Genomic DNA, 25,720 nt, shown 5'->3' with positions numbered 1-25,720 from the left:
AAAGGACGAAAGAAAATGAATACAAGCAGCGCCGAATTTTTAGCTACTAAAGCTAACAAAGATACAGCAAACACAAATCTCGTAGAGGCGCCTCCAGAAATGATTGGTGCTGAAATGCTCGTGCATGCACTGCACAAAGAGGGTGTTGAATTTGTCTGGGGTTACCCAGGCGGATCCGTTCTCTTCATCTACGATGAAATTTTTAAACAAGATAAGTTCGAACACATTTTGGTTCGCCATGAGCAAGCAGCAGTTCATGCTGCCGATGGTTATGCGCGCGCAACCGGTAAGGTTGGCGTTGCATTAGTTACCTCTGGCCCAGGTGTTACCAATGCGGTGACTGGAATTGCAACCGCCTATACGGATTCGATCCCATTGGTGATCATCAGCGGTAACGTGCCAACATACGCGATTGGTGAAGATGCTTTCCAAGAGGCTGATACCGTTGGTATTACTCGCCCAGTAGTGAAGCACAACTTCCTCGTGAAAGATGTTAAAGATCTTCCGTTGGTTCTGAAGAAGGCATTCCACATTGCGCAGACAGGTCGCCCTGGTCCTGTATTGATTGATATTCCTAAGGACGTATCTGCAGCCAAAGGACCATTTGTTTATCCAGAGACTTTGGAAATGCGCTCTTACAACCCTGTTGTAAAGGGTCATAGCGGTCAAATTCGTAAAGCGGTGGCTTTATTGCAAGAGGCAGAGCGTCCATACATTTATACCGGTGGTGGCGTGATCCTTTCTGATGCTGCTCCAGAGCTCAAAGAGTTTGCTGACTTACTCGGTTATCCAGTAACCAATACCTTGATGGGCTTGGGTGGTTTCCCTGGCACAAGTCCTCAGTTCTTGGGCATGCTCGGCATGCACGGTACTTATGAAGCCAATATGGCGATGCAACACAGTGATGTGTTGATTGCCATTGGCGCACGCTTTGATGATCGTGTGATTGGTAATACACAACACTTTGCAAGTCATCCACGCAAAATTATTCATATTGATATTGATCCTTCCGTTATCTCGAAGCGTGTCAAAGTAGATGTTCCTATTGTTGGTAATCTCAAAGAAGTATTGGTAGAGATGACCGCCCAATTAAAAGCTGCTGGTCCACGCAAGAATGGCGACAAAGTTGCCGCTTGGTGGGATCAGATTAATGAGTGGCGTAAAAAAGATTGCTTGAAGTACGATGAAGCCTCACAAATTGTGAAGCCACAGTATGTGGTTCAAAAGTTGTGGGAGCTCACTGGTGGTGATGCATTTATTACGTCTGACGTAGGTCAGCATCAAATGTGGGCCGCTCAGTTTTATAAGTTTGATCAGCCACGTCGTTGGATCAATTCAGGTGGCCTGGGTACCATGGGCGTAGGTTTGCCTTATGCCATGGGTATCAAAAAAGCATTCCCTGATAAGGATGTATTTGCCATCACAGGCGAAGGCTCTATTCAGATGTGTATTCAGGAGCTCTCTACCTGCAAGCAATACAACACGCCAGTGAAGATCGTGTCCTTGAACAACCGTTACCTAGGCATGGTTCGTCAGTGGCAAGAGCTTACCTATAACAAGCGTTATTCCAGCTCATACATGGATTCTTTGCCTGACTTTGTGAAATTGGCAGAGGCCTATGGTCACGTTGGTATGCGCATTGAGAAGAAATCTGATGTTGAGGGCGCGCTCAAAGAGGCGATTCGTCTAAAAGATCGTACGGTGTTTATGGATTTCCAGACTGACCCAGAAGAAAACGTTTGGCCTATGGTTCAAGCAGGTAAGGGTATTACTGAAATGCTTTTGGGTAGCGAGGATCTCTAATGCGACATATTATTTCTGTACTCATTGAGAACGAGCCGGGCGCCTTATCGCGTGTAGTAGGTTTATTTTCTGCGCGTGGTTACAACATTGACACTTTGAGCGTTGCGCCTACTGAGGATCCATCCTTATCTCGCATGACTATCGTCACATTTGGCTCTGATGATGTTATTGAGCAAATTACTAAGCACTTAAACCGTTTGGTTGAAGTGGTGAAGGTATTTGATTTAAGCGAAGGTCCACATATTGAGCGTGAGCTCATGATGATTAAAGTGCGCGCTGTTGGTAAAGAGCGCGAGGAGCTCAAACGTACTACCGATATCTTCCGCGGTCGCATCATTGATGTGACTGACAAGAGTTACACCATTGAGTTAACGGGTGATGGTGCCAAGTTGGATGCCTTTATTGATTCGATTGATCGCGCTTCGATTCTCGAAACTGTCCGTTCGGGTGGTTCTGGAATTGGTCGCGGCGAACGCATCCTCAAGGTTTAATTTTTTTAACTGATTACTGCATTAATTACATTTTCAATACAAGGAAAGAGCATGAAAGTTTTTTACGATAAAGACGCTGATTTGTCCCTCATTAAGGGCAAGAAAGTCACCATCATTGGTTATGGTTCACAAGGTCACGCACACGCATTGAATCTAAAAGATTCAGGCTGTAACGTTACTGTTGGTTTGCGTAAAGATGGCGCCTCCTGGAGCAAGGCTGCTAATGCTGGCTTGAAAGTAAAAGAAGTTGGCGAAGCGGTTAAAGATGCAGACGTTGTCATGATGCTCTTGCCAGACGAGCAAATTGCTGATGTTTACAGCAAAGAAGTGCATGGCAATATCAAACAAGGTGCTGCTTTGGCGTTTGCCCATGGCTTTAACGTTCACTACGGACAAGTTCAGCCACGTGCCGACTTGGACGTAATCATGATTGCTCCAAAAGCTCCTGGTCATACAGTTCGTGGCACATACGCTCAAGGTGGCGGTGTTCCTCATTTGATCGCTGTTTACCAAGATAAATCTGGCTCCGCTCGTGATGTTGCGTTGTCTTATGCAACTGCAAACGGCGGTGGCCGTGCTGGCATTATCGAAACGAACTTCCGTGAAGAAACTGAAACTGATTTGTTCGGTGAGCAGGCTGTTCTTTGTGGCGGCGCAGTTGAATTGATCAAAGCCGGTTTTGAGACTTTGGTTGAAGCTGGTTACGCTCCTGAAATGGCTTACTTCGAGTGCTTGCATGAGCTCAAGTTGATTGTTGACTTGATCTACGAAGGTGGCATTGCCAATATGAACTATTCCATCTCTAACAACGCTGAGTACGGTGAATACGTTACTGGCCCACGTGTTGTAACTGAAGACACTAAAAATGCAATGCGTCAGTGCTTGAAAGATATTCAGACTGGTGAGTACGCTAAGAGCTTTATCTTGGAGAACAAAGCAGGTGCGCCTACTTTGATTTCACGTCGTCGTTTGAATGCTGAACATGACATCGAAGTGGTTGGTGCTAAATTGCGCGCCATGATGCCTTGGATTGCTAAGAACAAGTTGGTTGATCAGACTAAGAACTAAGCTACAAGCTAAGCATCTACTAATAGCAGTTCAATAAAAGGCTCAGAACAAAGATGATGTATCCGCACCCCATTATTGCGAAAGAAGGTTGGCCGTATTTAGCGTTAGTGGGGGCATTGACTTTGCTAGTTCACTATTTAGGTGGCATAGCTTGGTCATGGCCTCTTTGGATCTTTTTTTTCTTTGTTCTGCAGTTTTTTCGTGACCCGCAGCGTATTCCTGCCTTAGGTCGCGATCTTGTTTTATCTCCAGCGGATGGCCGGATTGTTGTCGTTGAAAAAACCAATGATCCGTATGCTGGCCGTGAAGCACTTAAGATCAGCGTATTCATGAACGTATTTAATGTGCACTCTAATCGTAGTGCGGTAAATGGCTTGGTGAAAGAGATTCAATACTTCCCTGGTAAATTTGTGAATGCAGATTTGGATAAAGCATCTACCGAGAACGAGCGAAATGCCGTTGTTATCGATGCTAATGGTCAAGTAGTTACTTTAGTCCAGGTTGCTGGTTTAATTGCCCGCCGTATTCTTTGCTACATTCATGTTGGCGATCGCCTCAAAGCAGGTGAGCGCTATGGATTTATTCGTTTTGGTTCGCGAGTAGACATTTATTTGCCGCTCACTGCAGAGCCGCTAGTGAGCGTTGGCGATAAAGTATTTGCAACAAATACAGCCTTGGCTCGTTTGCCTGGTTTGGATTAATTCGAAATATTATTCACTGGGATATTCTTTGACTACATTTCGCCGTCGTGGTCGTATTGACCGCAGCCGCCTCTCTCAGAAACGTCTGACTTCTTCACAAGATCAATGGGCTGAAGACTTAGGTGATGGTATTGATTACGAAGTTGAGGAGTTGCATCCTCAAAAGCCCCGCCTACGCAGCAAGGGCATTTATCTCCTTCCAAACGCTTTTACAACCGCAGCTTTGTTTTGTGGCTTTTATGCCATTGTGAATGCAATGAATCACCAGTTTGAGATTGCGGCAATCGCCATTTTTGCTTCAATGGTTTTGGACGGCATGGATGGGCGTGTGGCACGTATGACCAACACTCAAAGCGCTTTCGGTGAGCAGTACGATTCTCTTGCTGATATGGTTTCATTCGGTGTTGCGCCTGCATTAGTCGCTTATGAATGGGCATTAAAAGATTTGGGTAAGTGGGGGTGGTTGGCGGCATTCACGTACTGTGCTGGCGCTGCCTTGCGATTGGCGCGCTTTAATGTGAATACCGGTGTAGTGGATAAGAAATTTTTTCAAGGCCTGCCAAGTCCTGCTGCAGGTGCTTTAATGGCTGGTTTTATTTGGTTGGCTGATGACAACAAAATTCCAGTTCGCGATACAGCCATTCCTTGGGTTGCTTTCTTTATCGCTGTCTATGCTGGACTCACTATGGTCTCAAATGCCCGCTTTTATAGCGGCAAGGCCTTAGATGTTCGTTACCGCGTGCCATTTGGCGTAATGGTTTTAATGATCTTGACTTTTGTCTTAATATCCTCAAACCCGCCATTAACGCTGTTTGGTTTATTCGTGGTTTATTCCATCTCTGGCTATGTAATTTGGGCCTGGGAGCGTCTCAGCGGTAAACGTTTTAGCTAATTCCCTATTTTTGGGGTATATTAATTCCATGTTGATGAATTTCTCGCCTTTAACTAGCCTCCTTCTGCTAGCACTAAGTTTAAAGCTTGGGGCGGGTAAGGCCTGAGTTAATGAGATAAAGCAGAATCATTAACCACCACATACCAGCCCCAGCTAATTGCTGGGGTTTTTGTTTTATGAGTTTGAGTTATCTGAAGAAGTTCAGAATTGTTTAAAACCGGAGAGTAGTGATGAGCGATAAAGTAATCATATTTGATACCACCTTGCGCGATGGTGAGCAATCACCAGGTGCATCTATGACCAAAGACGAAAAAGTACGCATTGCGCGTCAGTTAGAGCGTCTTAAAGTAGATGTGATCGAGGCAGGCTTTGCTGCTAGCTCGGAGGGTGACTTCCAGGCAATATCTGCAGTTGCAGCTGCCGTTAAGGACTCTATTGTTTGTTCATTGGCTAGAGCTAACGACAAGGACATCACACGAGCCGCTGATGCATTGCAAGCAGCAAACGCAAAACGTATCCATGCATTCTTGGCAACAAGTCCATTGCATATGGCCGTGAAATTACGCATGTCTCCAGAAGAGGTTTTAGAGCAGGCTAAGCGTTCCATTCGTTTTGCTCGTAACTTAGCTGAAGATATTGAATTTTCAGCTGAAGACGGTTATCGCTCGGAAATGGATTTCTTATGCAGAGTAGTTGAGGCGGTTATTAACGAGGGCGCATCTACCATCAACATTCCAGATACCGTAGGTTATGCAACTCCCGAGTTATATGGCGAGTTTATTAAGACCTTGCGAACCCGCGTGCCTAACTCTGATAAGGCCGTTTGGTCAGTGCATTGCCATAACGACTTGGGAATGGCTGTTGCCAATTCCTTGGCGGGTGTAAAGATTGGCGGCGCCCGTCAAATTGAGTGCACGATCAATGGCTTGGGCGAGCGTGCAGGTAATACTGCCTTAGAAGAAATTGTGATGGCCTTGCGGACCCGCAAGGACTACTTTGATATGGTCTGCGGTATTGATGCAACGCAAATTGTTCCAGCATCTAAATTGGTATCTCAGATCACCGGCTTTGTAGTCCAGCCTAACAAGGCGGTCGTCGGTGCAAATGCCTTTGCGCATACTTCAGGCATTCATCAAGATGGTATTTTGAAGAACCGCGACACCTATGAAATCATGCGTGCAGAAGATGTGGGCTGGTCTGCTAACAAGATTGTTTTGGGTAAGTTATCTGGCCGCAATGCCTTTAAGCAGCGCCTGCAAGAATTGGGAATCACCGTTGAAGCCGAGGCTGATTTGAACGAAGCCTTCACCAGATTTAAAGCATTGGCCGACCAAAAGTCTGAGATATTTGATGAAGATATTATTGCCATCATGTCTGATTCTGCGGCAGCAGAAGAGGGTGAGCACTATAAATTTATCTCATTGAGTCAGCATTCTGAAACTGGTGAGCGACCTAAATCACGTGTGACATTTCGTATGGGTGATAAAGAGATAAGCTCCGAAGCAGAGGGTAATGGTCCAGTGGATGCCAGCTTGAACGCAATTGAGGAGATTGCTAAGAGTGGGGCTGAGCAGTTGCTCTATTCTGTCAATGCCATTACTTCAGGTACGCAGTCTCAAGGTGAGGTGACAGTACGCTTGGCAAAAGGCGGTCGTATTGTGAATGGCGTAGGCACAGACCCAGACATCATTGCTGCTTCTGCAAAAGCCTATTTATCAGCTTTGAATAAATTGCATGATCCGAGTCAGGCCAAGCTCAATGCGCAGATGACCCCTTAATCATAGGGTCATCTGTAACGATTTTTGTTGATGCTTTACTTATTTAAGTCAGTGTTTTTATAGTACTTGGTGCCTTTGCCGGTGATTTCAGCGGCAAGGCCAGAGTCTGTTAGTTGGTACATTAAAACTCCTGGAGCTACTACGGTTGCGTCCTGGTATGCGCCGCCATCTTTTTCGTATTTCGCAGCAGCAGTTATCTGGCCACCGAAAGTCCAGCCTGAGTTAATAAAGTCATTCATGGCCGCTTCCGTTTCAAATACAAAAATATTTTGGAATGATTTAATGCCAAGACCCAAGCCAGCCTGAACTTCGGCCATATTCATGTAGACGGGCTTCTTATTTGCTTTGTTGATCACAACGCCGCTACCAGTTCCGCCCCCTGCAATCAGAATTTTCATGCCGAAGTTACTAAAGGTCGCATAGCCAACTGACTTTTCAATGAGCTCCTTTGCTTTTGGCTGCGCCTCATAAAGCTGCTTCAGAATTGCCTGGTTTTTGATCAAAATATCCTGGCGTTGCTCGGCAACGGTTTTGTCTTGCCCAAAAAAGGATCCAAATTGGGCATAGGCAGGTTGAAAAAGGCCAAATCCGAGGCAGAGAAATGTGATAAGCGGGCGAAATAGTAAGGACATATTTTATAAGTTATTGTTTATTAAGAGAAAAGTGTATTTATTTGGATAAATCTAAGCCTACAGGATAACAAGTTCTATGGCGTAATCCAGCAAATGGGGTCTGGCTCTGCTACAATTCGATGGCTTTGATTTTTAAAGCTTTTTTTGATTTATTTTGTTAATCGCACGACACGGATTGGGTGAAAGCTCAAGTGTTCGCAAGTAAGGAGTATTAAAAATGGCAGTTGCTGATATTAAAACGGCGGAAATCGTCAAAGATAACGCGCGCAGCGCAAACGATACGGGTAGCCCTGAAGTTCAAGTTTCATTGCTCACAGCCCGCATCAATGAATTAACCCCCCATTTCAAGGCTAACGCTAAAGATCATCACAGCCGTCGCGGTTTGTTGAAGATGGTTTCACGTCGCCGTCGCCTCTTGGATTACCTCAAAGGCAAAGATTTGGATCGCTATCGCGCATTGATTGAGAAATTAGGTCTCCGTAAGTAATTCTTATCGGTATGCAATGCCATCTATCTTAGGGTTGTTTCTTAGCGGATTCAGTCTTAAGCAGATGGCATGTTTTTTTGGGCGCTTCAAGATTATTTGTGTAGGGGATTGTGTCATTCCAATGAGCTTCTGAAGGTGGATTCAGAGTCTCCCTGGAATGGCATCCCTTGTGATCTTAAATCGCTCCAGTGTTGTCGTGACACTGCTTTATCCCACGACAAGCGCAACTCTCATGTGAGTTTTGTGTGAACAATTTGGAGAAGATCAGAATGACAATGTTTAAAAAAGCAGTAAAAAGTTTTCAATGGGGCAATCATCAGGTAACTATGGAAACAGGCGAGATCGCCCGTCAATCCGGTGGCGCCGTTATTGTTAACGTCGATGACACAGTGGTAATGGGCACAGTAGTGGCCTCTAAGTCTGCAAAGCCAGGCCAGTCTTTTTTCCCGTTGACTGTTGACTACCTAGAAAAAACATACGCAGCAGGTAAGATTCCCGGCGGCTTCTTCCGTCGCGAAGGTCGTCCATCAGAAGGTGAGACATTGATCTCCCGCTTAATCGACCGTCCATTGCGTCCTTTGTTTCCAGAGGGCTTCTTGAACGAAGTTCAAGTAGTGGTTCATGTGTTGTCTATCAACCCTGATGTTCCTTCTGATATTCCTGCTTTGATCGCTGCTTCTGCAGCATTAGCTATTTCAGGTATTCCATTTGCTGGCCCAGTTGGCGCAGCACGCGTTGGTTATGCTAATGGCCAATACCTCTTGAACCCAACTCGTACAGAGCAAGCTACTAGCGAACTTGATTTGATCGTTGCTGGTACACAAGCCGCTGTATTGATGGTTGAGTCTGAAGCTAACCAGCTTTCTGAAGAAATCATGTTAGGTGCAGTTGTATATGGTCACGACCAAATGCAGACTGCGATTAACGCTATCAACGAATTGGTTTCTGAAGCTGGCAAGCCAGAGTGGGATTGGACTGCTGCTCCTAAAGATGAGCCATTTATCGCCAAGGTTACTGCTTTGGCTGAAGCGCCATTGCGCGAGGCTTATCAGATTCGTCAAAAAGGGGCTCGTTCAGACAAGCTCAAAGAAATTACTAAAGAAGTAGTTGCTAAGTTACAAGAAGAGGGTGATGTTGACGCGGTAGCTGTTAACGACATTCTGTTTGAAATCGAAGCGAAGATTGTTCGTAGCCAGATTTTGAACGGCGAGCCACGTATTGATGGTCGTGACACACGTACTGTGCGTCCGATTGAAATTCGCAATGGCGTATTGCCACGTACACACGGCTCTGCATTATTTACCCGCGGTGAAACACAGGCGCTCGTTGTAGCTACATTAGGTACTGCACGTGACGAGCAAATCATTGATGCGCTTGAAGGTGAGTACCGTGATCGTTTCATGTTCCACTACAACATGCCTCCATTCGCTACTGGCGAAACTGGCCGTGTAGGTAGCCCAAAGCGTCGTGAAATTGGTCACGGCCGTTTAGCTAAGCGCGCATTGATTCCAGTATTGCCAAGTGCTGAAGATTTTGCATACAGCATCCGTGTTGTTTCAGAGATTACTGAGTCCAATGGTTCATCTTCAATGGCTTCTGTTTGCGGCGGCTGTTTAGCAATGATGGATGCTGGTGTTCCAGTTAAAGCACACGTTGCTGGCGTAGCAATGGGCTTGATCCTTGATGGCAATCGTTTTGCTGTATTGACTGACATCTTGGGTGACGAAGATCACTTGGGCGATATGGACTTCAAAGTAGCGGGTACTGCTAACGGTATTACTGCTCTCCAGATGGACATTAAAGTTCAAGGTATTACTAAAGAAATTATGCAAGTGGCTTTAGCGCAAGCCAAAGAAGGCCGTTTGCACATCTTGAGCAAAATGCAAGAAGCGATGGGTTCAGTTCGTACAGAATTGTCAGCTCATGCCCCACGTATGGTTTCTTTCAAGATTCATCCAGACAAGATCCGTGAAGTAATCGGTAAAGGCGGCGCAACAATTCAAGCCTTGACCAAAGAAACTGGCTGCAGCATCGACATCAAAGATGATGGCACTGTAACAATTGCTTCTACTTCCGCTGAAGGTATGGCTGAAGCTAAAGCGCGTATCGAAGGCATTACCGCTGAAGCTGAAGTAGGTAAGATCTACGAAGGCCCAGTTGTGAAGTTGCTCGAATTCGGCGCTTTGGTCAACATTCTTCCTGGTAAAGATGGCCTCTTGCATATCTCTGAGATTTCTAATGAGCGTGTAAAAGAAGTTAAAGACTATTTGGCAGAAGGCCAAGTGGTTCGCGTGAAATTGCTTGCTGCTGATGAGCGTGGCCGTTTACGTTTGTCATTGAAAGCTGCGATGGCTGATGAAGGCGGCACGATTGCTCCTTTAGCTGGCGTTGCTGTTGAAGCAGCTCCTGCATCTGACGAAACTGCCTAAGCAAGAAGCCTCGGGAGTATCTATGCGCGTTATTGAAATCAAGGAATTTGGCGCCCCAGAAATGCTGGTGCCAACTACTCGCCCTGATCCAGCGGCTCCTGCTGCAGGGACTGGCGAAATTCTGATCAAAGTTCTGGCGGCTGGAATTAATCGACCTGACGTTTTGCAGCGTAAGGGGCATTACCCGGTTCCAGCTGGCGCATCTGATATTCCCGGTCTTGAAGTTGCTGGTGAAATCGTTGGTGGCGATTTGGCTCATGCTGATAATGTTTTTAGCTTAAAGCTGGGTGATAAGGTTTGCGCTCTCGTTCAAGGTGGTGGTTACGCTGATTTGTGTACTGCGCCTGTAGCCCAGTGCTTGCCTTACCCTAACGGGTTTACTGACCAAGAAGCTGCAGCATTGCCTGAAACGTTTTATACCGTATGGAGCAACGTCTTCATGCGGGGTCAATTGGCCGAAGGCGAAACATTATTGGTTCAAGGTGGCTCTAGTGGTATCGGCGTGACTGCAATCCTGATTGCTAAAGCTTTGGGCCATAAAGTATTCGTAACTGCTGGTACGGATGAAAAATGTGCCGCATGCGTAGCATTAGGTGCTGATCTCGCTATCAACTACAAGACGCAAGATTTTGTAGAAGAAGTGAAGAAGGCAACTGACGGTAAGGGTGTCAATGTTATTTTAGATATGGTCACCGGCGCTTACGTGCAAAAAGAAATTGACTGTCTCGCTGATGATGGTCGCATTGTGATTATTGCCATCCAAGGCGGCTCAAAAGCGGAAGTGAGTACCAATCAGATTCTGCGCCGTCGCTTAACGATTACCGGCTCAACATTACGTCCACGCCCAGTTTCATTTAAGAAGCAAATTACCAAGCAGCTTTTTGAGAATGTTTGGCCTTTGCTCAATGCTGGCAAACTGAAGCCAGTCATTTATAAAACGTTTTCGCTAGATCAGGCGGCTGATGCTCATGTATTGATGGAGTCATCCGAGCACGTTGGCAAAATTGTTTTAACAGTTTAGAAATATTCATTATCCCTATGCGACCACTCATCGTTATCGGCAATTGGAAAATGAATGGCAGTCTTGCAAGTAATCAGGACTGGATCAAAACCGTTGCTCGTGGCATGGAGAGTGGCATGCCATCAGGACGTAAATATGCGGTCTGCCCGCCATTTCCGTATTTATCTCAATGCGCACAGTTAATTAAAGAGCATTCTTTGGCTTTTTTGAATCTAGGCGCACAAGACGCATCAGCCCATAGTTCAGGTGCTTATACCGGTGAAGTTGCCGCTTCTATGCTCCAAGAGCTCGGTTGTACTTATGTCATCGTTGGGCACTCTGAGCGCCGTCATATGCATCAGGAGGTCGATGAGGTCGTTGCTGCTAAAGCCCTCGAGGTGTTGGACAGTGGGATGACTCCAGTGATTTGTGTTGGTGAGACTGCTGATGAAAGAAATTCAGGTAGGGCTGAAGAGATTGTTTGTGCTCAGGTTGCAAAGCAGACGGGTGTTTTACAAGACCGGCTTGCTGACTGCTTAATAGCTTATGAGCCAGTATGGGCAATCGGTACAGGCAAAGTTGCCAGCGCCCAAGTTGCACAAGATATGCATCGTGCTATTCGTCTGCAATTGGCTGAATTTAATGAGGATGTTGCATCTCACGTTGGAATTTTGTACGGCGGCAGTGTCAAGCCTGATAATGCTGTTGAATTATTTGCCATGCCAGATATAGATGGTGGATTGGTTGGGGGAGCATCCTTGAATCCCCAGGACTTTCTAGCTATTTGTCAGGCATAGATTTTTTATTTGGAGATAAGCTGTGGAATGGTTTAAGACTTTATTGATCGTATTGCAGGTAATTTCAGCTTTGGCTGTCATTCTATTGGTGCTATTACAGCAAGGTAAGGGTGCCGATATGGGTGCAGCCTTTGGCTCAGGCTCTTCTGGCAGCCTCTTTGGTGCTAGCGGATCCGCTAATTTCTTGTCCCATACAACGGCTGTTTTTGCAGCAGTTTTCTTCCTTTGTACTTTAGGAATTACTTGGATTGGTAACAAGAAGGAAATAAGTCCTGGTGTTCTCTCCGGAACTGTAGCCCCGGCAGCAATGCCAGCCGCTCCAGTAGCCCCAACACAGGATCCAAGTAAACCAGCAGTTCCTAAGTAAAACAGTAGGCTTTTACAGATTTTCTAGCCCAGAATTTGGGGTAGTGCACTTGTGCAATGCAGTAGAATTGATGAGTTTTGCAAGATGCCGACGTGGTGAAATTGGTAGACACGCTATCTTGAGGGGGTAGTGGCTTAGGCTGTGCGAGTTCGAGTCTCGCCGTCGGCACCAAAAAAGGGTATTGATGAGCGTTTTTTGCTCCAAATCAATGTCTTATGTAGTGGAATAAGTAATAATTTGTTGTTTTTAGGATTTACCAGACAAACGAATCAGGGCTATTTTGAATCTCGCTAATTACTTTCCTGTTCTGCTTTTTATCCTCGTAGGTATTGGGGTGGGATTAGTCCCCATGTTCCTCGGAAAAATCTTGGCTCCTTCGAAGCCTGACGCTGAAAAACTCTCTCCCTATGAGTGCGGTTTTGAAGCTTTCGAAGATGCGCGTATGAAGTTTGACGTGCGTTACTACTTAATCGCCATTCTCTTCATCCTATTTGACTTAGAAACTGCATTCCTATTCCCATGGGGTGTAGCGCTACGTGACATTGGATGGCTTGGCTACGCCTCTATGGTGATTTTCTTATTGGAATTCATTGTGGGATTTGTATATATCTGGAAAAAGGGCGCTCTCGACTGGGAGTGATAGATATGGCATTAGAAGGCGTACTTAAAGAAGGTTTTGTAACTACCACTGCGGATCAGTTGATTAACTGGACGCGTAACGGCTCCTTATGGCCTATGACCTTTGGTCTGGCTTGTTGTGCGGTAGAGATGATGCATGCGGGCGCTTCCCGTTATGACTTGGATCGATTTGGTGTTGTATTCCGCCCATCTCCACGTCAATCCGATTTGATGATTGTCGCCGGCACTTTGTGCAACAAGATGGCTCCAGCACTCCGCAAGGTTTATGACCAAATGCCAGAACCACGTTGGGTAATCTCTATGGGTTCCTGCGCCAATGGCGGTGGTTATTACCATAACTCTTATTCAGTAGTACGCGGTTGCGACCGCATTGTGCCAGTCGATATTTATGTTCCAGGCTGCCCCCCAACTGCAGAAGCGTTGATCTATGGAATTATTCAGCTGCAATCTAAGATTGCTCGTACGAGCACGATTGCGCGGAAGGCTTAATTTATGTCAGATCGTTTAATTCAATTAGCAGCCAACTTAGAAAAAGTTTTAGGTAAGCGCGCTAAATCCATTGAGATTTCATTGGGTGAGGTGACTGTAGTTGTTAATGCGGACACTTATTTTGAATCTGCCATGTTGTTGCGTGATGATCCTTCGCTTGCTTTTGAGCAATTGATTGATCTATGTGGTGTTGACTATCAAGATTTCCGTGATGGAGCATGGAGCGGTCTGCGCTTTGGTGTTGTAAGCCATCTACTTTCTTTGCAACACAACTGGCGTTTACGTGTTCGTGTTTTTGCGCCCGATGATAGCTACCCATTAGTAGCCTCAATTACACCAGTTTGGGCTGCAGCCAATTGGTTTGAGCGTGAAGCTTTCGATCTCTACGGCATTCTGTTTGACGGTCATGAAGATTTGCGCCGCATTCTGACTGACTATGGCTTTATTGGCCATCCATTTAGAAAAGATTTCCCAATCAGCGGTAATGTGGAAATGCGTTATGACCCAGAGTTAAAACGTGTTGTCTATCAACCGGTCACGATTGAGGCACGAGAAATTACTCCACGCATTGTTCGTGAAGAGCAGTACGGAGGCCCGGTTTAAGTTATGGCACAAATTAAGAACTACACCCTCAATTTCGGTCCTCAGCATCCTGCTGCGCATGGCGTATTACGTCTAGTGCTTGAGCTCGATGGTGAAGTGATCCAGCGCGCTGACCCGCATATCGGTTTATTACATCGCGCGACAGAAAAATTAGCTGAAACACGTACTTGGATTCAAAACGTTCCCTACATGGATCGTTTAGATTATGTTTCCATGATGTCCAATGAGCATGCCTATGTCATGGCCATTGAAAAATTACTGCAAGTTGATGTTCCGTTGCGTGCTCAATATATCCGCGTGATGTATGACGAGCTCACTCGTTTGCTGAATCACTTGCTTTGGATTGGTTGTCATGGTCTGGATGTTGGTGCGATGGCTGTTTTCTTGTACGCTTTCCGTGATCGCGAAGATATCTTTGATATGTATGAGGCGGTATCTGGTGCACGTATGCATGCCGCTTACTATCGTCCAGGTGGCGTTTATCGTGACTTGCCTGATCAAATGGCTCAGTACACCAAGAACAAGATTCGCAGTGCATCTGCTATCAAGCGTTTGAATGAAAATCGTAGTGGCACATTACTTGATTTCATCGAGCAATTTACCAATGGGTTTGATGCCAATGTTGACGAGTATTGCAACCTCTTAACTGATAACCGTATTTGGAAGCAACGTTTAGTGAATATCGGTATTGTGACTCCTGAGCGCGCATTGCAGCTCGGCTTCACAGGTCCAATGCTTCGTGGTTCAGGTATCGAGTGGGATTTGCGTAAGAAGCAGCCATATGAAGTCTATGACCGTTTAGATTTTGATATTCCAGTGGGCGTGAATGGCGATTCTTATGATCGTTATTTAGTGCGCATGGAAGAAATGCGTCAATCTAATCGCATCATCAAACAGTGCGTAGCTTGGTTAAAGGCTAATCCAGGTCCTGTGATGAGCGACAACCATAAGGTTTCCCCACCAAAGCGCGTGGATATGAAAACCAATATGGAAGAGTTGATTCACCATTTCAAATTATTTACTGAAGGCATTCACGTTCCAGATGGCGAGGCTTACTCAGCTGTTGAGCATCCTAAAGGTGAATTTGGTATTTACTTAATTTCTGATGGTGCAAATAAACCCTATCGCATGAAGATTCGTGCGCCAGGATTTGTGCACTTGTCGGCAATGGACGAGATGTCACGTGGCCACATGTTGGCTGATGCAGTAACCATTATTGGTACCCAAGATATTGTGTTCGGGGAGATTGACCGCTAATAGGCGTGCCAAGGAATATTTAATGACTACGACTCTGCAACTATCCGATAAAACACTAGCTGATATTCATCGCAATATCGCTAAGTATCCTGCTGAGCATAAGCAATCCGCTGTGATGGCTTGTTTGATTGCTGCTCAAACTGAGGTGGGCTGGGTTTCTCCTGAAGTTATTGAAACGGTTGCCCAGATTTTAGAAATGCCCAGCATTGCTGTTGATGAAGTCGCAACTTTCTACAACATGTACAACACCAAAAAAATTGGTAAATACAAATTGGTAATCTGCACTAATTTGCCATGCCAATTAACTCATGGTGAAACCGCAGCAACATACCTCAAAGAGAACTTAGGTATTGGCTACAACGAAACTACCCCATGTGGAACGTTTACCTTGAAAGAGGGTGAGTGTATGGGCGCCTGTGGTGATTCACCAGTGATGCTGGTGAATGACAAGCGCATGTGCAGTTTTATGAGCAAAGAAAAGATTGATGCTTTATTGAGTGAGTTACGTGCAGAAGGGAAAGCAGCATGACCAGCTTGCACGATCGCCATATCAAGCCTTTAATCCTCGCTGGATTAAATGGAGATAACTGGCGTTTAAAAGATTACGAAAGTCGTGGCGGTTATCAGCAACTACGTCGTTTAATTAACGACAAAGTATCTCCTGATGCCATCATTGCTGAATTAAAGGCTTCTTCATTACGTGGTCGCGGAGGCGCAGGCTTCCCAACGGGTTTGAAGTGGAGCTTTATGCCCCGTCAATTTCCGGGACAAAAATATTTAGTTTGCAATAGCGATGAAGGTGAACCCGGTACTTTTAAAGACCGTGACATCATGCGCTATAACCCACACGCTTTGATTGAAGGCATGATCATCGGCGCTTACACAATGGGTATTACAGTTGGCTACAACTACATCCACGGTGAAATCTGGGATGTGTATTCTCGCTTCGAAGAGGCGCTTGAAGAAGCGCGAGCAGCAGGATATCTGGGTGACAAAATTTTAGGAAGCGATTTTTCCTTCCAGTTACACGCATCCCCAGGTTGGGGTGCTTATATTTGTGGTGAAGAAACGGCCCTGCTTGAATCTTTAGAAGGTAAGAAAGGGCAGCCACGCTTTAAGCCACCATTCCCGGCAAGTTTTGGTTTGTATGGCAAGCCAACAACCATTAATAACACTGAGACATTTGCTGCTGTGCCATTTATTTTGGCCATTGGCGGTCCAGCCTATTTAGAGCTTGGAAAACCCAATAATGGTGGAACCAAAATATTCTCGGTATCGGGTGACGTGGTTCATCCAGGCAACTATGAAATTCCGTTGGGTACTCCATTTGCAGAGCTCTTAAAGCTTGCTGGCGGTATGCGTGATGGCAAAGCTTTGAAGGCTGTGATTCCTGGAGGATCTTCTGCGCCAGTTGTTCCTGGTGCACAGATGATGGATCTGACTATGGATTACGACAGTATTGCAAAAGCAGGATCTATGTTGGGTTCTGGTGCCGTGATCGTGATGAACGAAACCCGTTGTATGGTCCGCGCCTTAGAGCGTTTGTCCTATTTCTATCACGAAGAATCATGTGGTCAATGCACACCATGTCGCGAAGGTACTGGTTGGTTATGGCGCATTGTTCATCGCATTGAACATGGTGAGGGGCGTCCAGAGGATTTGGATTTGCTTAATGACGTAGCTGCCAATATTCAAGGTCGTACGATTTGCGCTTTAGGTGATGCAGCAGCAATGCCGGTACGTGGCATGTTGAAACATTACATGGATGAATTTGCGTATCACGTAGAACATAAGCGCTGCTTAGATTCTGCACAACCTTTATAAAGATTTAGAGCACGGGATATCTAAAAGTGAGCATGGTAGAAATCGAATTAGATGGTAAGACTGTAGAAGTTCCGCAAGGTTCGATGGTGATGCACGCCGCGAACAAGCTCGGCACCTACGTTCCTCACTTCTGCTATCACAAGAAGTTATCGATTGCCGCTAACTGCCGCATGTGTTTGGTTGAAGTAGAGAAGGCTCCTAAACCTCTACCCGCTTGTGCTACACCAGTAACTCAAGGCATGAAGGTGTTTACGCATTCTGCCAAAGCCGTAGAAGCCCAGCGTTCTGTCATGGAATTCTTGCTCATTAACCATCCATTAGATTGCCCAATTTGCGATCAGGGTGGCGAGTGTCAATTACAAGACTTAGCGGTTGGTTATGGAAAATCAAACTCACGCTACGATGAAGAGAAGCGTGTTGTCTTCCATAAAAATGTTGGCCCATTGATCTCCATGCAAGAGATGACACGTTGCATCCATTGCACTCGTTGTGTACGCTTCGGCCAAGAAGTTGCCGGCGTTATGGAGTTAGGTATGGTCAACCGCGGTGAGCATTCCGAGATCACCACCTTCGTTGGTCAGACGGTAGATTCAGAGTTGTCTGGAAACATGATTGATTTGTGTCCAGTTGGCGCTTTAACCAGCAAGCCATTCCGTTATGCAGCGCGTACATGGGAACTCGGACGTAAGCGTTCAGTTAGTCCGCACGATAGCTTAGGTGCCAACACTACAGTTCAGACTAAAGCTAATAAAGTCATGCGTGTAGTTGCTCTAGAAAACGAAGCCATTAATGAATGCTGGATTAGCGATCGTGATCGCTTCTCTTATGAAGGTTTAAATAGTTCTGACCGTGTAACCACACCAATGGTGAAGCAGGGCGGCCAGTGGTTAGAAACAGATTGGCAGTCAGCTTTAGATTATGTTGCTCATTCTCTGAAAACAATTTCAGCAGAAAGTGGTCCTGAGTCCATTGGTGCTTTAGCCCACCCAATATCTTCTACTGAGGAATTGCACCTCTTGCAAAAGTTAGTGCGTGGCCTTGGCTCCAATCAAATGGAAACTCGATTGCGCCAAACTGATGTAAAAGCTGCAGCAGCAGCGCCATGGTTGGGTATGCCAATCGCCAAGATCAATGAACTGGATCGTGTATTGGTTGTCGGTAGTTTCTTACGTAAAGACCAGCCTGTATTGGCTGCTCGTATTCGTACTGCCAGCAAACGCGCTTTGCAAGTATTACGTATTGATGCAGGTGGTGATGACTGGTTGATTCCAAGTAGCGGTATTTCAGTAGCTCCAAGCGAATGGTTGAATGCATTGAGTGAAGTTGCACTTGCTGTTGCAAAAGCAAAATCAGTAACAGCGCCAGTTGGCACATTTAATCTAACCATTTCTCCTGCGGCGCAGAAGATTGCCGATAGTTTGCTTTCCGGCGAGTCAAAAGCTGTATTGCTTGGTTCTGCTGCTATTGCGCATCACCATGCTTCTGACTTGCACGTCATGGCGCAATTTATTGCTGATCAGACTGGTGCTACTTTGGGCTTCTTACCAGTTGGCGGCAATGCCGTTGGCGCATCTTTAGTGAATGCTAACGGCGTGGGTGTTGAGTCAGTCTTATCTGGCGAACGTCGCGCAGTGATCTTGATGAATATCGAGCCAGATTCAGATTTGCCAAATCCAGCAACTGCTCGTGCGGCTTTGGCAAAGGCTAATACCGTTATTGCTTTGAGCGCTTATAAGAGTGCTGACTTGATGGAGGTAGCTGATGTCATTCTGCCTACTTCAGTGTTTTCAGAAACAGTCTCTACCTTTGTAAATTTAGAGGGAAGAGTTCAAACAGTCCAGCCTTCAGTAAAACCTTTAGGTGATTCACGTCCAGCATGGAAAGTATTGCGTGTATTGGGTGGGCTCTTAGGTTTAGACGGTTTCTTGTTTAATGCTCCTGAGGAAGCGCTAGGAGAAGCATTGGACGATGGTTATTGCAATCGCTTAAATAACAAAGCTACAAGCTCTTCGATTGCCAATGGAAATCTAGCTCCTTTCAATGGTCTCGAGCGTTTGGCAGATGTCAACATTTATGCTGGGGACCAAATCGTACGGCGTTCTTCAGCCTTGCATTTAACGCGTGATGCTAAGCGCGGCAATCAGGTAGGCTTAAATAAAATTACTTTCGCTGAATTGGGTCTCAAAGAGGGTGATGCAGTGCGCGTTACCCAAGACACTCATTCAGTCGATATGCCGGCAACATTAGAAGTTAATTTAGCGCCTGGAGCTGTCAGAATTTCTGCTGGCACCATGGCAAGTGCCAAATTGGGATCGATGTTTGGTCCAGTAACTATTAGTAAGGCATAAGGGACGAGATGGATAATTTCTTGAACCTCATTACCACTCAAGGTGAGGCTATTTTTGGCTCATTGTGGCCCTTGGTTTGGGCATTGATGCGTATTGTGATCATCGTATTGCCGATGTTTGGTTGCGTTGCCTATCTAACCCTTTGGGAAAGAAAGTTGATTGGCTGGATGCATATTCGTCTTGGCCCAAATCGCGTAGGTCCACTGGGTTTATTGCAGCCAATTGCTGACGCATTAAAGCTCTTGATGAAAGAGATCATTGCACCTGCTCAAGCTAGTAAGGTTTTGTACTTCATTGCACCAATCATGGTGATCATGCCTGCATTTGCTGCTTGGGCTGTGATTCCATTTCAGGCAAAGATGGTTTTAGCTGATGTAAACGCAGGCTTGCTGTACATCATGGCTATTTCTTCTATTGGTGTTTATGGGGTTATCTTGGCTGGTTGGTCTTCTAACTCTAAATATCCGTTCCTCGGTGCAATGCGCGCATCAGCCCAAATGATCTCCTATGAGATTGCAATGGGATTTGCATTGGTTACCGTCTTGCTTACCTCGGGTTCATTAAATTTAAGTACCATCGTTACTTCACAAGAGCAGGGCTACTTTGCCAGCATGGGCCTTAATTTCCTCTCGTGGAATTGGTTACCTTTATTACCAATGTTCTTGATTTACTTTATCTCTGGCGTGGCTGAAACAAACCGCCACCCATTTGACGTAGTTGAGGGTGAGTCTGAGATCGTAGCTGGACACATGGTTGAGTACTCAGGTATGTCTTTTGCAATGTTCTTCTTGGCAGAGTATGCCAACATGATTTTGATTGCAGCTGTTGCATCTATCATGTTTTTAGGCGGTTGGTTGCCGATTGTTGACTTGCCAATCTTGCGTGATATTCCAGGCTTCTTCTGGTTATTTGGTAAAACATTCTTCCTCTTATCCTGCGTTATCTGGTTACGCGCCACATTACCGCGCTATCGCTATGACCAAATCATGCGCTTGGGTTGGAAAATCTTTATTCCCATCTCAGTTTTCTGGGTGGTTGTTATCGGCGCGTGGGTTGTCTCCCCATGGAATATTTGGAAATAAGTTGATAAATCATGTTTAAGAAAATTTCCCAATTCCTCGATAGCTTGATGCTAAGAGACATCTTGGTCGGTATGTCTATTACGGGCCGCTATCTCTTCAAGCCTAAAATTACTGTTCAATATCCGGAAGAAAAGACGCCTTTATCCAGTCGCTTCCGCGGTTTGCATGCTCTTCGTCGTTATGAAAATGGTGAAGAGCGTTGTATCGGCTGCAAGCTTTGTGAAGCAGTTTGTCCAGCTTATGCCATCACTATTGAAACTGCCGAGCGTGATGATGGCACTCGTCGCACCAGTCGTTATGACATCGATCTCACGAAATGTATTTTCTGTGGTTTCTGTGAAGAGGCTTGTCCAGTAGACGCCATTGTTGAAACAAATATTTTTGAGTATTTCGGCGATAAGCGCGGCGACTTGTATTTCACTAAAGACATGCTTTTAGCTGTGGGCGATAAATATGAAAAAGATATCGCCGCTAACCGTGCAGCCGATGCACCTTACCGTTAATCGAATCGAGCTTAACTAATATGACATTCGATCCATCTACTTTATTTGCCATGTTCTTCTATGGTTTTGCAGGCTTATTGGTGATTTCTGCGCTTCGCGTGATCACTGCTCGTAACCCAGTGCATGCAGCGCTATTTTTGGTATTAGCGTTCTTTTGCGCATCAGGCCTTTGGATGTTGCTCAAGGCTGAATTCTTAAGCTTGGCTCTGATACTGGTTTATGTTGGCGCAGTGATGGTCTTATTCCTCTTCGTAGTGATGATGCTGGACTTAGATATTGAACATTTACGTCGCGATTTCAAAAAGTTTCTGCCAGTCGCCTTCTTGATGGGTGCCGTTATTGTTCTAGAATTATCGATTGTGATCATTCGTAGCTTTATTGGAACCAATGTTCCAGTGCAGCCTATGCCTGAAGAAATGATGGCTAACAATACCCAAGCTTTGGGTATGCTGATCTTTGTAGATTATGTATACGCCTTTGAGGTTGCTGGTGTGATCTTACTAGTGGCGATTATTGCCGCAGTTGCATTGACATTGCGTAATCGCAAAGACTCTAAATCGCAGAATATTCACGAGCAAGTCAATGTCGTTGCGGCAGATCGCATGCGCATTGTGAAAATGGGTTCAGACATGGCTGCAAAGCAAGATACAAGAGGGGAGAAAAAATGAATATCACTCTCGCTCATTATTTAGTGCTGGGTGCAATCTTATTTGCAACTAGCGTTATCGGAATTTTCTTAAACCGTAAGAATGTCATCGTTTTACTAATGGCAATTGAATTGATGCTTCTCTCGGTGAACATGAACTTTGTGGCTTTCTCCCATTATTTGGGTGATATGGCTGGTCAAGTATTCGTATTCTTTATTTTGACTGTGGCAGCTGCCGAGGCAGCTATCGGCCTGGCAATTTTGGTTGTGCTCTTCCGTAAGGTTGACACAATTAATGCCGATGATCTTGACCACCTAAAAGGCTAGTCATGCAATTGACCTTAAACATACCTGTACTTTGCGCTATTCCTTTGGCGCCATTAGTCGGATCTATCATCGCTGGTTTCTTTGGCACCAAATTAGGCGGCAATCGCATTGGTCATGGGGCCAGTCAGTTTGTAACTATTTTAGGTGTAACCATTGCATTCGTGCTTTCCTGCAATGTATTAGTTCAAGTGATGGATGGCTTCTATTTCAATGGAACTGTTTACCATTGGATGCAATTAGGCGAACTCAATTTAGATATTGGCTTCCTGATTGACCCATTAACAGCAACTATGATGTGTGTAGTGACCTTTGTGTCATTGATGGTTCATATCTATACCATTGGCTATATGCACGGTGAAGAAGGATATAACCGCTTCTTCTCCTACATCTCCTTATTCACCTTTGCTATGTTGATGTTGGTGATGAGTAATAACTTATTGCAACTCTTCTTTGGCTGGGAAGCAGTGGGTGTGGTTTCTTATTTATTGATTGGTTTCTACTTTGAGCGCCAATCCGCAGTGTTTGCCAATATGAAGGCTTTCTTAGTTAACCGAGTCGGTGACTTTGGCTTCATCTTGGGCATCGGCATTCTGTTGGCCAGTACTGGCTCGATGCAATATGACGTGATCTTCTCTCAGAATTCCGCTCTAGCAGCCCAGACATTACCTGGTACTAGCTGGAATTTGATGACCGTTACCTGCATCTGTTTATTTATTGGTGCAATGGGTAAGTCAGCTCAATTCCCATTACACGTTTGGCTACCAGATTCGATGGAGGGTCCAACACCAATCTCTGCATTGATTCATGCAGCAACCATGGTTACAGCCGGTATTTTCATGGTGTCACGGATGTCGCCACTGTTTGAGCTTTCAGATGTCGCGCTGAGCTTTATCTTGGTGATTGGTTCAATCACAGCGCTCTTTATGGGCTTCCTCGGTATTGTGCAAAACGATATCAAGCGCGTTGTTGCGTATTCAACTTTGTCTCAGTTGGGTTACATGACAGTCGCATTGGGTGTTTCTGCATATCCGGTAGCCATCTTCCATTTGATGACTCACGCTTTCTTTAAGGCATTGTTATTTCTTGCAGCAGGTAGCGTGATTCTTGGTATGCATCACGAACAAGATATGCGCAAGATGGGCGGTCTCTGGAAATATATGCCAATTACTTGCTTGATGATGTTGTTAGGCAATCTGGCTCTGGTGGGAACTCCATTCTTCTCAGGCTTCTATTCAAAAGACTCCATTATTGAGGCGGTAGCTGCAAGTCATATCCCTGGTTCAGGCTTTGCCTACTTTGCAGTCATGGCTAGCGTATTCGTGACAGCCCTGTACTCATTCCGTTTGTATTTCTATGTATTCCACGGTAAAGCACGCTGGGGTCATGAGGATTCACATGCCCACAACCATCATCATGATCATGCGGAGCAGGGTGACGATCATGCGCATCATGGTTTAGCTCCAGGTCAAAAGCCCCATGAATCCCCGTTCGTTGTCACTTTGCCATTGATCCTTCTGGCAATTCCATCCGTGATCATTGGCTTCTACACAATCTCACCGCTGTTATTCGGAACTTACTTTGGCGACTCCATCTTTATTGACTTAGCACGCCATCCGGTGATGAAAGAATTGGAAGATGAGTTCCATGGTCCAGTTGCAATGGCAATTCATGCATTCACTTCACCAGTTTTATTGCTGGTAGTGCTTGGTGTGTTGACTGCTGCGATTGGTTATCTCTGGGCCCCTAAGCTACCAGCCAAAGTTGCCGAAACATTTGCACCAATTAAGAAATTATTTGATAACAAGTATTACCTCGATGAAATTAACCAAGCCGTGTTTGCTAAAGGCCTTATTTGGATAGGCAGTTTCTTATGGCATCGTGGCGATCAAAAGATCATCGATGGTTTCTTTGTTAATGGTAGTGCCCATGCAGTAGGGCGCTTTGCCGGAGTAATTCGTCATTTGCAATCCGGCTATCTCTACCACTATGCCTTCGCAATGATTGCGGGCCTAGCTGTATTGTTAGCTTGGGTTTTGTATGCTTACCTGCCTTTTGTTCGCTAGGCCTTTGTTACTTAAGTAGCCACTATGATTCTTTCTTACGCCATTTGGACCCCGATTGTCTTTGGACTCATTATTTTGTTTTATGGGTCTGAAAGATCAACTGCCGGTGTACGCTGGTTGACCCTGATCGGAGCTGTGCTTAGCTTTATTGCAACGCTTCCATTGTTGATTAATTTTGATATCGCTAATTCTGGAATGCAGTTCGTTGAAAAGATCAGCTGGATTCCACGTTACGACATTAACTATTACCTAGGCATTGACGGCATTTCTGTTTGGTTCATCGTGCTTACTGCATTCATCAACGTCATTGTGGTGATTGCAGCATGGGAAGTGATTCAAACCAAGGTATCGCAATACATGGCATCGTTCATGATCCTGTCTGGACTAATGATCGGCGTATTTTGTGCTCTTGACGCATTGCTTTTCTATGTGTTCTTTGAAGCGACATTAATTCCGATGTACATCATCATTGGTGTATGGGGCGGCCACAATCGTATTTATGCGGCATTTAAGTTCTTCTTGTATACCTTGCTTGGCTCTTTGCTTACCTTGATTGCCATGCTGTATTTGTACAACGTGACTAATACATTCGATATTTTGGCTTGGCAAAATGCCCGACTAGATATTGTTGAGCAGATCCTATTGTTTGCAGCATTCTTTATGGCGTTTGCTGTCAAGGTTCCAATGTGGCCATTACATACTTGGCTACCAGATGTCCACGTTGAAGCACCAACAGGTGGCTCAGTAGTCTTGGCTGCCATTATGTTGAAGCTCGGTGCATATGGCTTCCTGCGCTTCTCTTTGCCAATTGCGCCAGATGCAAGCCAGTACTTAGGCCCTTTTGTAATATTCTTATCTTTGGTTGCGGTGATCTATGTAGGTGCAGTTGCTCTTGTTCAAAAAGACATGAAAAAACTGGTTGCCTATTCTTCAGTTGCTCACATGGGCTTTGTAACCTTAGGCTTCTTCCTCTTTAGTCCGCTGGGTATTGAGGGCGGTATTGTGCAGATGATTTCACACGGCTTTGTTGCCGGTGCGATGTTCTTGTCCATTGGCGTACTTTACGACCGTATGCATACCCGACAGATCGCTGATTACGGTGGCGTAGTGCATCGCATGCCTGCATTTACTGCGTTTGCCGTATTAATGGCGATGGCCAACTGCGGTTTACCTGCTACCTCTGGGTTTGTTGGTGAATTCATGGTGATCTTAGCTGCTGTTGACTATGACTTTGTCATCGGTATCCTAGCTGCTACAGCATTGATCTTAGGCGCCGCTTATTCCTTGTGGATGGTGAAACGTGTATTTTTCGGTACCGTTAACAATGCCCACGTTGAAGAGTTAAAGGATTTGAACGGTCGTGAATATTTCTTGATGGCAGTTTTATCTATCTGTGTAATTGGTATGGGTGTCTATCCAAAACCATTTACCGACATCATTCATCCAGCTGTAATTAATCTGTTGCAGCATGTTGCTGTCAGCAAACTTTGAGTA

Annotated in this window: 25 protein-coding genes and 1 tRNA gene; 25 read left to right on the top strand and 1 reads right to left on the bottom strand. The window is 45.4% G+C overall.

Annotation, left to right across the window (positions count from 1 at the left end):
- The first annotated feature begins 15 nt into the window (after positions 1 to 15).
- From VC188_RS07245 to VC188_RS07220, 6 genes are all read left to right on the top strand, one after another.
- Complete coding sequence (locus VC188_RS07245) at positions 16 to 1,803, top strand: acetolactate synthase 3 catalytic subunit (RefSeq protein ID WP_323483494.1); 1,788 nt, start codon at positions 16 to 18, stop codon at positions 1,801 to 1,803.
- Positions 1,803 to 2,294, top strand: coding sequence for an acetolactate synthase small subunit (gene ilvN / locus VC188_RS07240; protein ID WP_011902903.1), 492 nt, complete (start codon positions 1,803 to 1,805; stop codon positions 2,292 to 2,294). The genes VC188_RS07245 and ilvN overlap by 1 nt, the downstream gene beginning before the upstream one ends.
- Positions 2,295 to 2,345: 51 nt before the next feature.
- Entirely contained in the window at positions 2,346 to 3,362 is a 1,017-nt protein-coding gene (gene ilvC, locus VC188_RS07235) for a ketol-acid reductoisomerase (protein WP_323483493.1), read from the top strand.
- Positions 3,363 to 3,415: 53 nt separating this feature from the next.
- The gene (locus VC188_RS07230; protein WP_323483492.1) at positions 3,416 to 4,063 is read left to right on the top strand and encodes a phosphatidylserine decarboxylase; all 648 of its coding nucleotides are present in this window, start codon (positions 3,416 to 3,418) and stop codon (positions 4,061 to 4,063) included.
- A gap of 28 nt (positions 4,064 to 4,091) precedes the next feature.
- Complete coding sequence (gene pssA / locus VC188_RS07225; RefSeq protein WP_323483491.1) at positions 4,092 to 4,955, top strand: CDP-diacylglycerol--serine O-phosphatidyltransferase; 864 nt, start codon at positions 4,092 to 4,094, stop codon at positions 4,953 to 4,955.
- Positions 4,956 to 5,185: 230 nt separating this feature from the next.
- Positions 5,186 to 6,733 carry a 2-isopropylmalate synthase gene (locus VC188_RS07220; RefSeq protein ID WP_215356898.1) on the top strand — a complete coding sequence of 516 codons (1,548 nt, stop codon included), beginning with the start codon at positions 5,186 to 5,188 and terminating at the stop codon, positions 6,731 to 6,733.
- 35 nt (positions 6,734 to 6,768) lie between these two features.
- Here the strand turns inward: VC188_RS07220 and VC188_RS07215 are convergent, their stop codons facing one another.
- Positions 6,769 to 7,365: a YSC84-related protein gene (locus VC188_RS07215; protein WP_323483490.1), complete on the bottom strand. Its 597-nt coding sequence runs from the start codon at positions 7,363 to 7,365 to the stop codon at positions 6,769 to 6,771.
- Positions 7,366 to 7,582: 217 nt separating this feature from the next.
- On the opposite strand from VC188_RS07215, the gene rpsO reads away from it, so the two are divergent.
- From rpsO to VC188_RS07120, 19 genes are all read left to right on the top strand, one after another.
- Positions 7,583 to 7,852 (top strand): 30S ribosomal protein S15, encoded by a 270-nt coding sequence (gene rpsO / locus VC188_RS07210; protein WP_011902897.1) that lies wholly within the window; start codon positions 7,583 to 7,585, stop codon positions 7,850 to 7,852.
- A gap of 269 nt (positions 7,853 to 8,121) precedes the next feature.
- Positions 8,122 to 10,281 (top strand): polyribonucleotide nucleotidyltransferase, encoded by a 2,160-nt coding sequence (pnp, locus tag VC188_RS07205; RefSeq protein ID WP_323483489.1) that lies wholly within the window; start codon positions 8,122 to 8,124, stop codon positions 10,279 to 10,281.
- A gap of 22 nt (positions 10,282 to 10,303) precedes the next feature.
- A complete protein-coding gene (locus VC188_RS07200; RefSeq protein WP_323483488.1) occupies positions 10,304 to 11,302 on the top strand; it encodes an NAD(P)H-quinone oxidoreductase in 999 nt (332 codons plus the stop codon).
- Between the two features lie 17 nt (positions 11,303 to 11,319).
- On the top strand, positions 11,320 to 12,078 hold the full coding sequence (gene tpiA, locus VC188_RS07195) for a triose-phosphate isomerase (RefSeq protein WP_216156029.1): 759 nt from the start codon (positions 11,320 to 11,322) through the stop codon (positions 12,076 to 12,078).
- Positions 12,079 to 12,100: 22 nt separating this feature from the next.
- Positions 12,101 to 12,445, top strand: a complete 345-nt coding sequence (secG, locus tag VC188_RS07190) for a preprotein translocase subunit SecG (protein ID WP_072582491.1) — start codon at positions 12,101 to 12,103, stop codon at positions 12,443 to 12,445.
- Positions 12,446 to 12,531: 86 nt separating this feature from the next.
- Positions 12,532 to 12,616: transfer RNA gene (locus VC188_RS07185), tRNA-Leu, on the top strand.
- A gap of 109 nt (positions 12,617 to 12,725) precedes the next feature.
- On the top strand, positions 12,726 to 13,085 hold the full coding sequence (locus tag VC188_RS07180; RefSeq protein ID WP_012357790.1) for an NADH-quinone oxidoreductase subunit A: 360 nt from the start codon (positions 12,726 to 12,728) through the stop codon (positions 13,083 to 13,085).
- Positions 13,086 to 13,090: 5 nt separating this feature from the next.
- Positions 13,091 to 13,573: a NuoB/complex I 20 kDa subunit family protein gene (locus VC188_RS07175; RefSeq protein WP_011902891.1), complete on the top strand. Its 483-nt coding sequence runs from the start codon at positions 13,091 to 13,093 to the stop codon at positions 13,571 to 13,573.
- Between the two features lie 3 nt (positions 13,574 to 13,576).
- Positions 13,577 to 14,176, top strand: coding sequence for an NADH-quinone oxidoreductase subunit C (locus tag VC188_RS07170; protein WP_216121123.1), 600 nt, complete (start codon positions 13,577 to 13,579; stop codon positions 14,174 to 14,176).
- Positions 14,177 to 14,179: 3 nt separating this feature from the next.
- Positions 14,180 to 15,433 (top strand): NADH-quinone oxidoreductase subunit D, encoded by a 1,254-nt coding sequence (locus VC188_RS07165; protein WP_072582489.1) that lies wholly within the window; start codon positions 14,180 to 14,182, stop codon positions 15,431 to 15,433.
- A 22-nt stretch (positions 15,434 to 15,455) separates the two neighbouring features.
- Positions 15,456 to 15,962, top strand: coding sequence for an NADH-quinone oxidoreductase subunit NuoE (gene nuoE, locus VC188_RS07160; protein ID WP_323483487.1), 507 nt, complete (start codon positions 15,456 to 15,458; stop codon positions 15,960 to 15,962).
- On the top strand, positions 15,959 to 17,257 hold the full coding sequence (nuoF, locus tag VC188_RS07155) for an NADH-quinone oxidoreductase subunit NuoF (protein ID WP_215356886.1): 1,299 nt from the start codon (positions 15,959 to 15,961) through the stop codon (positions 17,255 to 17,257). Before nuoE ends, nuoF begins: the two co-directional genes overlap by 4 nt.
- A 32-nt stretch (positions 17,258 to 17,289) precedes the next feature.
- Complete coding sequence (nuoG, locus tag VC188_RS07150; RefSeq protein ID WP_323483486.1) at positions 17,290 to 19,605, top strand: NADH-quinone oxidoreductase subunit NuoG; 2,316 nt, start codon at positions 17,290 to 17,292, stop codon at positions 19,603 to 19,605.
- Between the two features lie 8 nt (positions 19,606 to 19,613).
- Complete coding sequence (gene nuoH / locus VC188_RS07145) at positions 19,614 to 20,687, top strand: NADH-quinone oxidoreductase subunit NuoH (protein ID WP_323483485.1); 1,074 nt, start codon at positions 19,614 to 19,616, stop codon at positions 20,685 to 20,687.
- Positions 20,688 to 20,698: 11 nt separating this feature from the next.
- Positions 20,699 to 21,190 (top strand): NADH-quinone oxidoreductase subunit NuoI, encoded by a 492-nt coding sequence (nuoI, locus tag VC188_RS07140; RefSeq protein ID WP_215319862.1) that lies wholly within the window; start codon positions 20,699 to 20,701, stop codon positions 21,188 to 21,190.
- A gap of 20 nt (positions 21,191 to 21,210) precedes the next feature.
- Positions 21,211 to 21,858 (top strand): NADH-quinone oxidoreductase subunit J, encoded by a 648-nt coding sequence (locus VC188_RS07135; RefSeq protein ID WP_215319860.1) that lies wholly within the window; start codon positions 21,211 to 21,213, stop codon positions 21,856 to 21,858.
- Positions 21,855 to 22,163 (top strand): NADH-quinone oxidoreductase subunit NuoK, encoded by a 309-nt coding sequence (gene nuoK, locus VC188_RS07130; protein ID WP_072582482.1) that lies wholly within the window; start codon positions 21,855 to 21,857, stop codon positions 22,161 to 22,163. Before VC188_RS07135 ends, nuoK begins: the two co-directional genes overlap by 4 nt.
- A gap of 2 nt (positions 22,164 to 22,165) precedes the next feature.
- On the top strand, positions 22,166 to 24,226 hold the full coding sequence (gene nuoL, locus VC188_RS07125) for an NADH-quinone oxidoreductase subunit L (protein WP_323483484.1): 2,061 nt from the start codon (positions 22,166 to 22,168) through the stop codon (positions 24,224 to 24,226).
- 24 nt (positions 24,227 to 24,250) lie between these two features.
- Positions 24,251 to 25,717, top strand: coding sequence for an NADH-quinone oxidoreductase subunit M (locus tag VC188_RS07120; protein WP_323483483.1), 1,467 nt, complete (start codon positions 24,251 to 24,253; stop codon positions 25,715 to 25,717).
- Positions 25,718 to 25,720 lie beyond the last annotated feature (3 nt).

This window comes from Polynucleobacter sp. MG-28-Ekke-A2 (genome assembly GCF_035012985.1).
Lineage (GTDB): Bacteria > Pseudomonadota > Gammaproteobacteria > Burkholderiales > Burkholderiaceae > Polynucleobacter.
The sequence above is the reverse complement of the archived record's forward strand: the minus strand, read 5'-3'. Positions and strand labels throughout refer to the sequence as shown.

Coding starts and splice junctions, on each gene's coding strand:
- VC188_RS07245 (WP_323483494.1), top strand. CDS start 16: ATGAATACAAGCAGCGCCGAATTTTTAGCTACTAAAGCTAACAAAGAT.
- ilvN (WP_011902903.1), top strand. CDS start 1,803: ATGCGACATATTATTTCTGTACTCATTGAGAACGAGCCGGGCGCCTTA.
- ilvC (WP_323483493.1), top strand. CDS start 2,346: ATGAAAGTTTTTTACGATAAAGACGCTGATTTGTCCCTCATTAAGGGC.
- VC188_RS07230 (WP_323483492.1), top strand. CDS start 3,416: ATGATGTATCCGCACCCCATTATTGCGAAAGAAGGTTGGCCGTATTTA.
- VC188_RS07220 (WP_215356898.1), top strand. CDS start 5,186: ATGAGCGATAAAGTAATCATATTTGATACCACCTTGCGCGATGGTGAG.
- VC188_RS07215 (WP_323483490.1), bottom strand. CDS start 7,365: ATGTCCTTACTATTTCGCCCGCTTATCACATTTCTCTGCCTCGGATTT.
- rpsO (WP_011902897.1), top strand. CDS start 7,583: ATGGCAGTTGCTGATATTAAAACGGCGGAAATCGTCAAAGATAACGCG.
- pnp (WP_323483489.1), top strand. CDS start 8,122: ATGACAATGTTTAAAAAAGCAGTAAAAAGTTTTCAATGGGGCAATCAT.
- VC188_RS07200 (WP_323483488.1), top strand. CDS start 10,304: ATGCGCGTTATTGAAATCAAGGAATTTGGCGCCCCAGAAATGCTGGTG.
- tpiA (WP_216156029.1), top strand. CDS start 11,320: ATGCGACCACTCATCGTTATCGGCAATTGGAAAATGAATGGCAGTCTT.
- VC188_RS07175 (WP_011902891.1), top strand. CDS start 13,091: ATGGCATTAGAAGGCGTACTTAAAGAAGGTTTTGTAACTACCACTGCG.
- VC188_RS07170 (WP_216121123.1), top strand. CDS start 13,577: ATGTCAGATCGTTTAATTCAATTAGCAGCCAACTTAGAAAAAGTTTTA.
- VC188_RS07165 (WP_072582489.1), top strand. CDS start 14,180: ATGGCACAAATTAAGAACTACACCCTCAATTTCGGTCCTCAGCATCCT.
- nuoE (WP_323483487.1), top strand. CDS start 15,456: ATGACTACGACTCTGCAACTATCCGATAAAACACTAGCTGATATTCAT.
- nuoF (WP_215356886.1), top strand. CDS start 15,959: ATGACCAGCTTGCACGATCGCCATATCAAGCCTTTAATCCTCGCTGGA.
- nuoG (WP_323483486.1), top strand. CDS start 17,290: ATGGTAGAAATCGAATTAGATGGTAAGACTGTAGAAGTTCCGCAAGGT.
- nuoH (WP_323483485.1), top strand. CDS start 19,614: ATGGATAATTTCTTGAACCTCATTACCACTCAAGGTGAGGCTATTTTT.
- nuoI (WP_215319862.1), top strand. CDS start 20,699: ATGTTTAAGAAAATTTCCCAATTCCTCGATAGCTTGATGCTAAGAGAC.
- VC188_RS07135 (WP_215319860.1), top strand. CDS start 21,211: ATGACATTCGATCCATCTACTTTATTTGCCATGTTCTTCTATGGTTTT.
- nuoK (WP_072582482.1), top strand. CDS start 21,855: ATGAATATCACTCTCGCTCATTATTTAGTGCTGGGTGCAATCTTATTT.
- nuoL (WP_323483484.1), top strand. CDS start 22,166: ATGCAATTGACCTTAAACATACCTGTACTTTGCGCTATTCCTTTGGCG.
- VC188_RS07120 (WP_323483483.1), top strand. CDS start 24,251: ATGATTCTTTCTTACGCCATTTGGACCCCGATTGTCTTTGGACTCATT.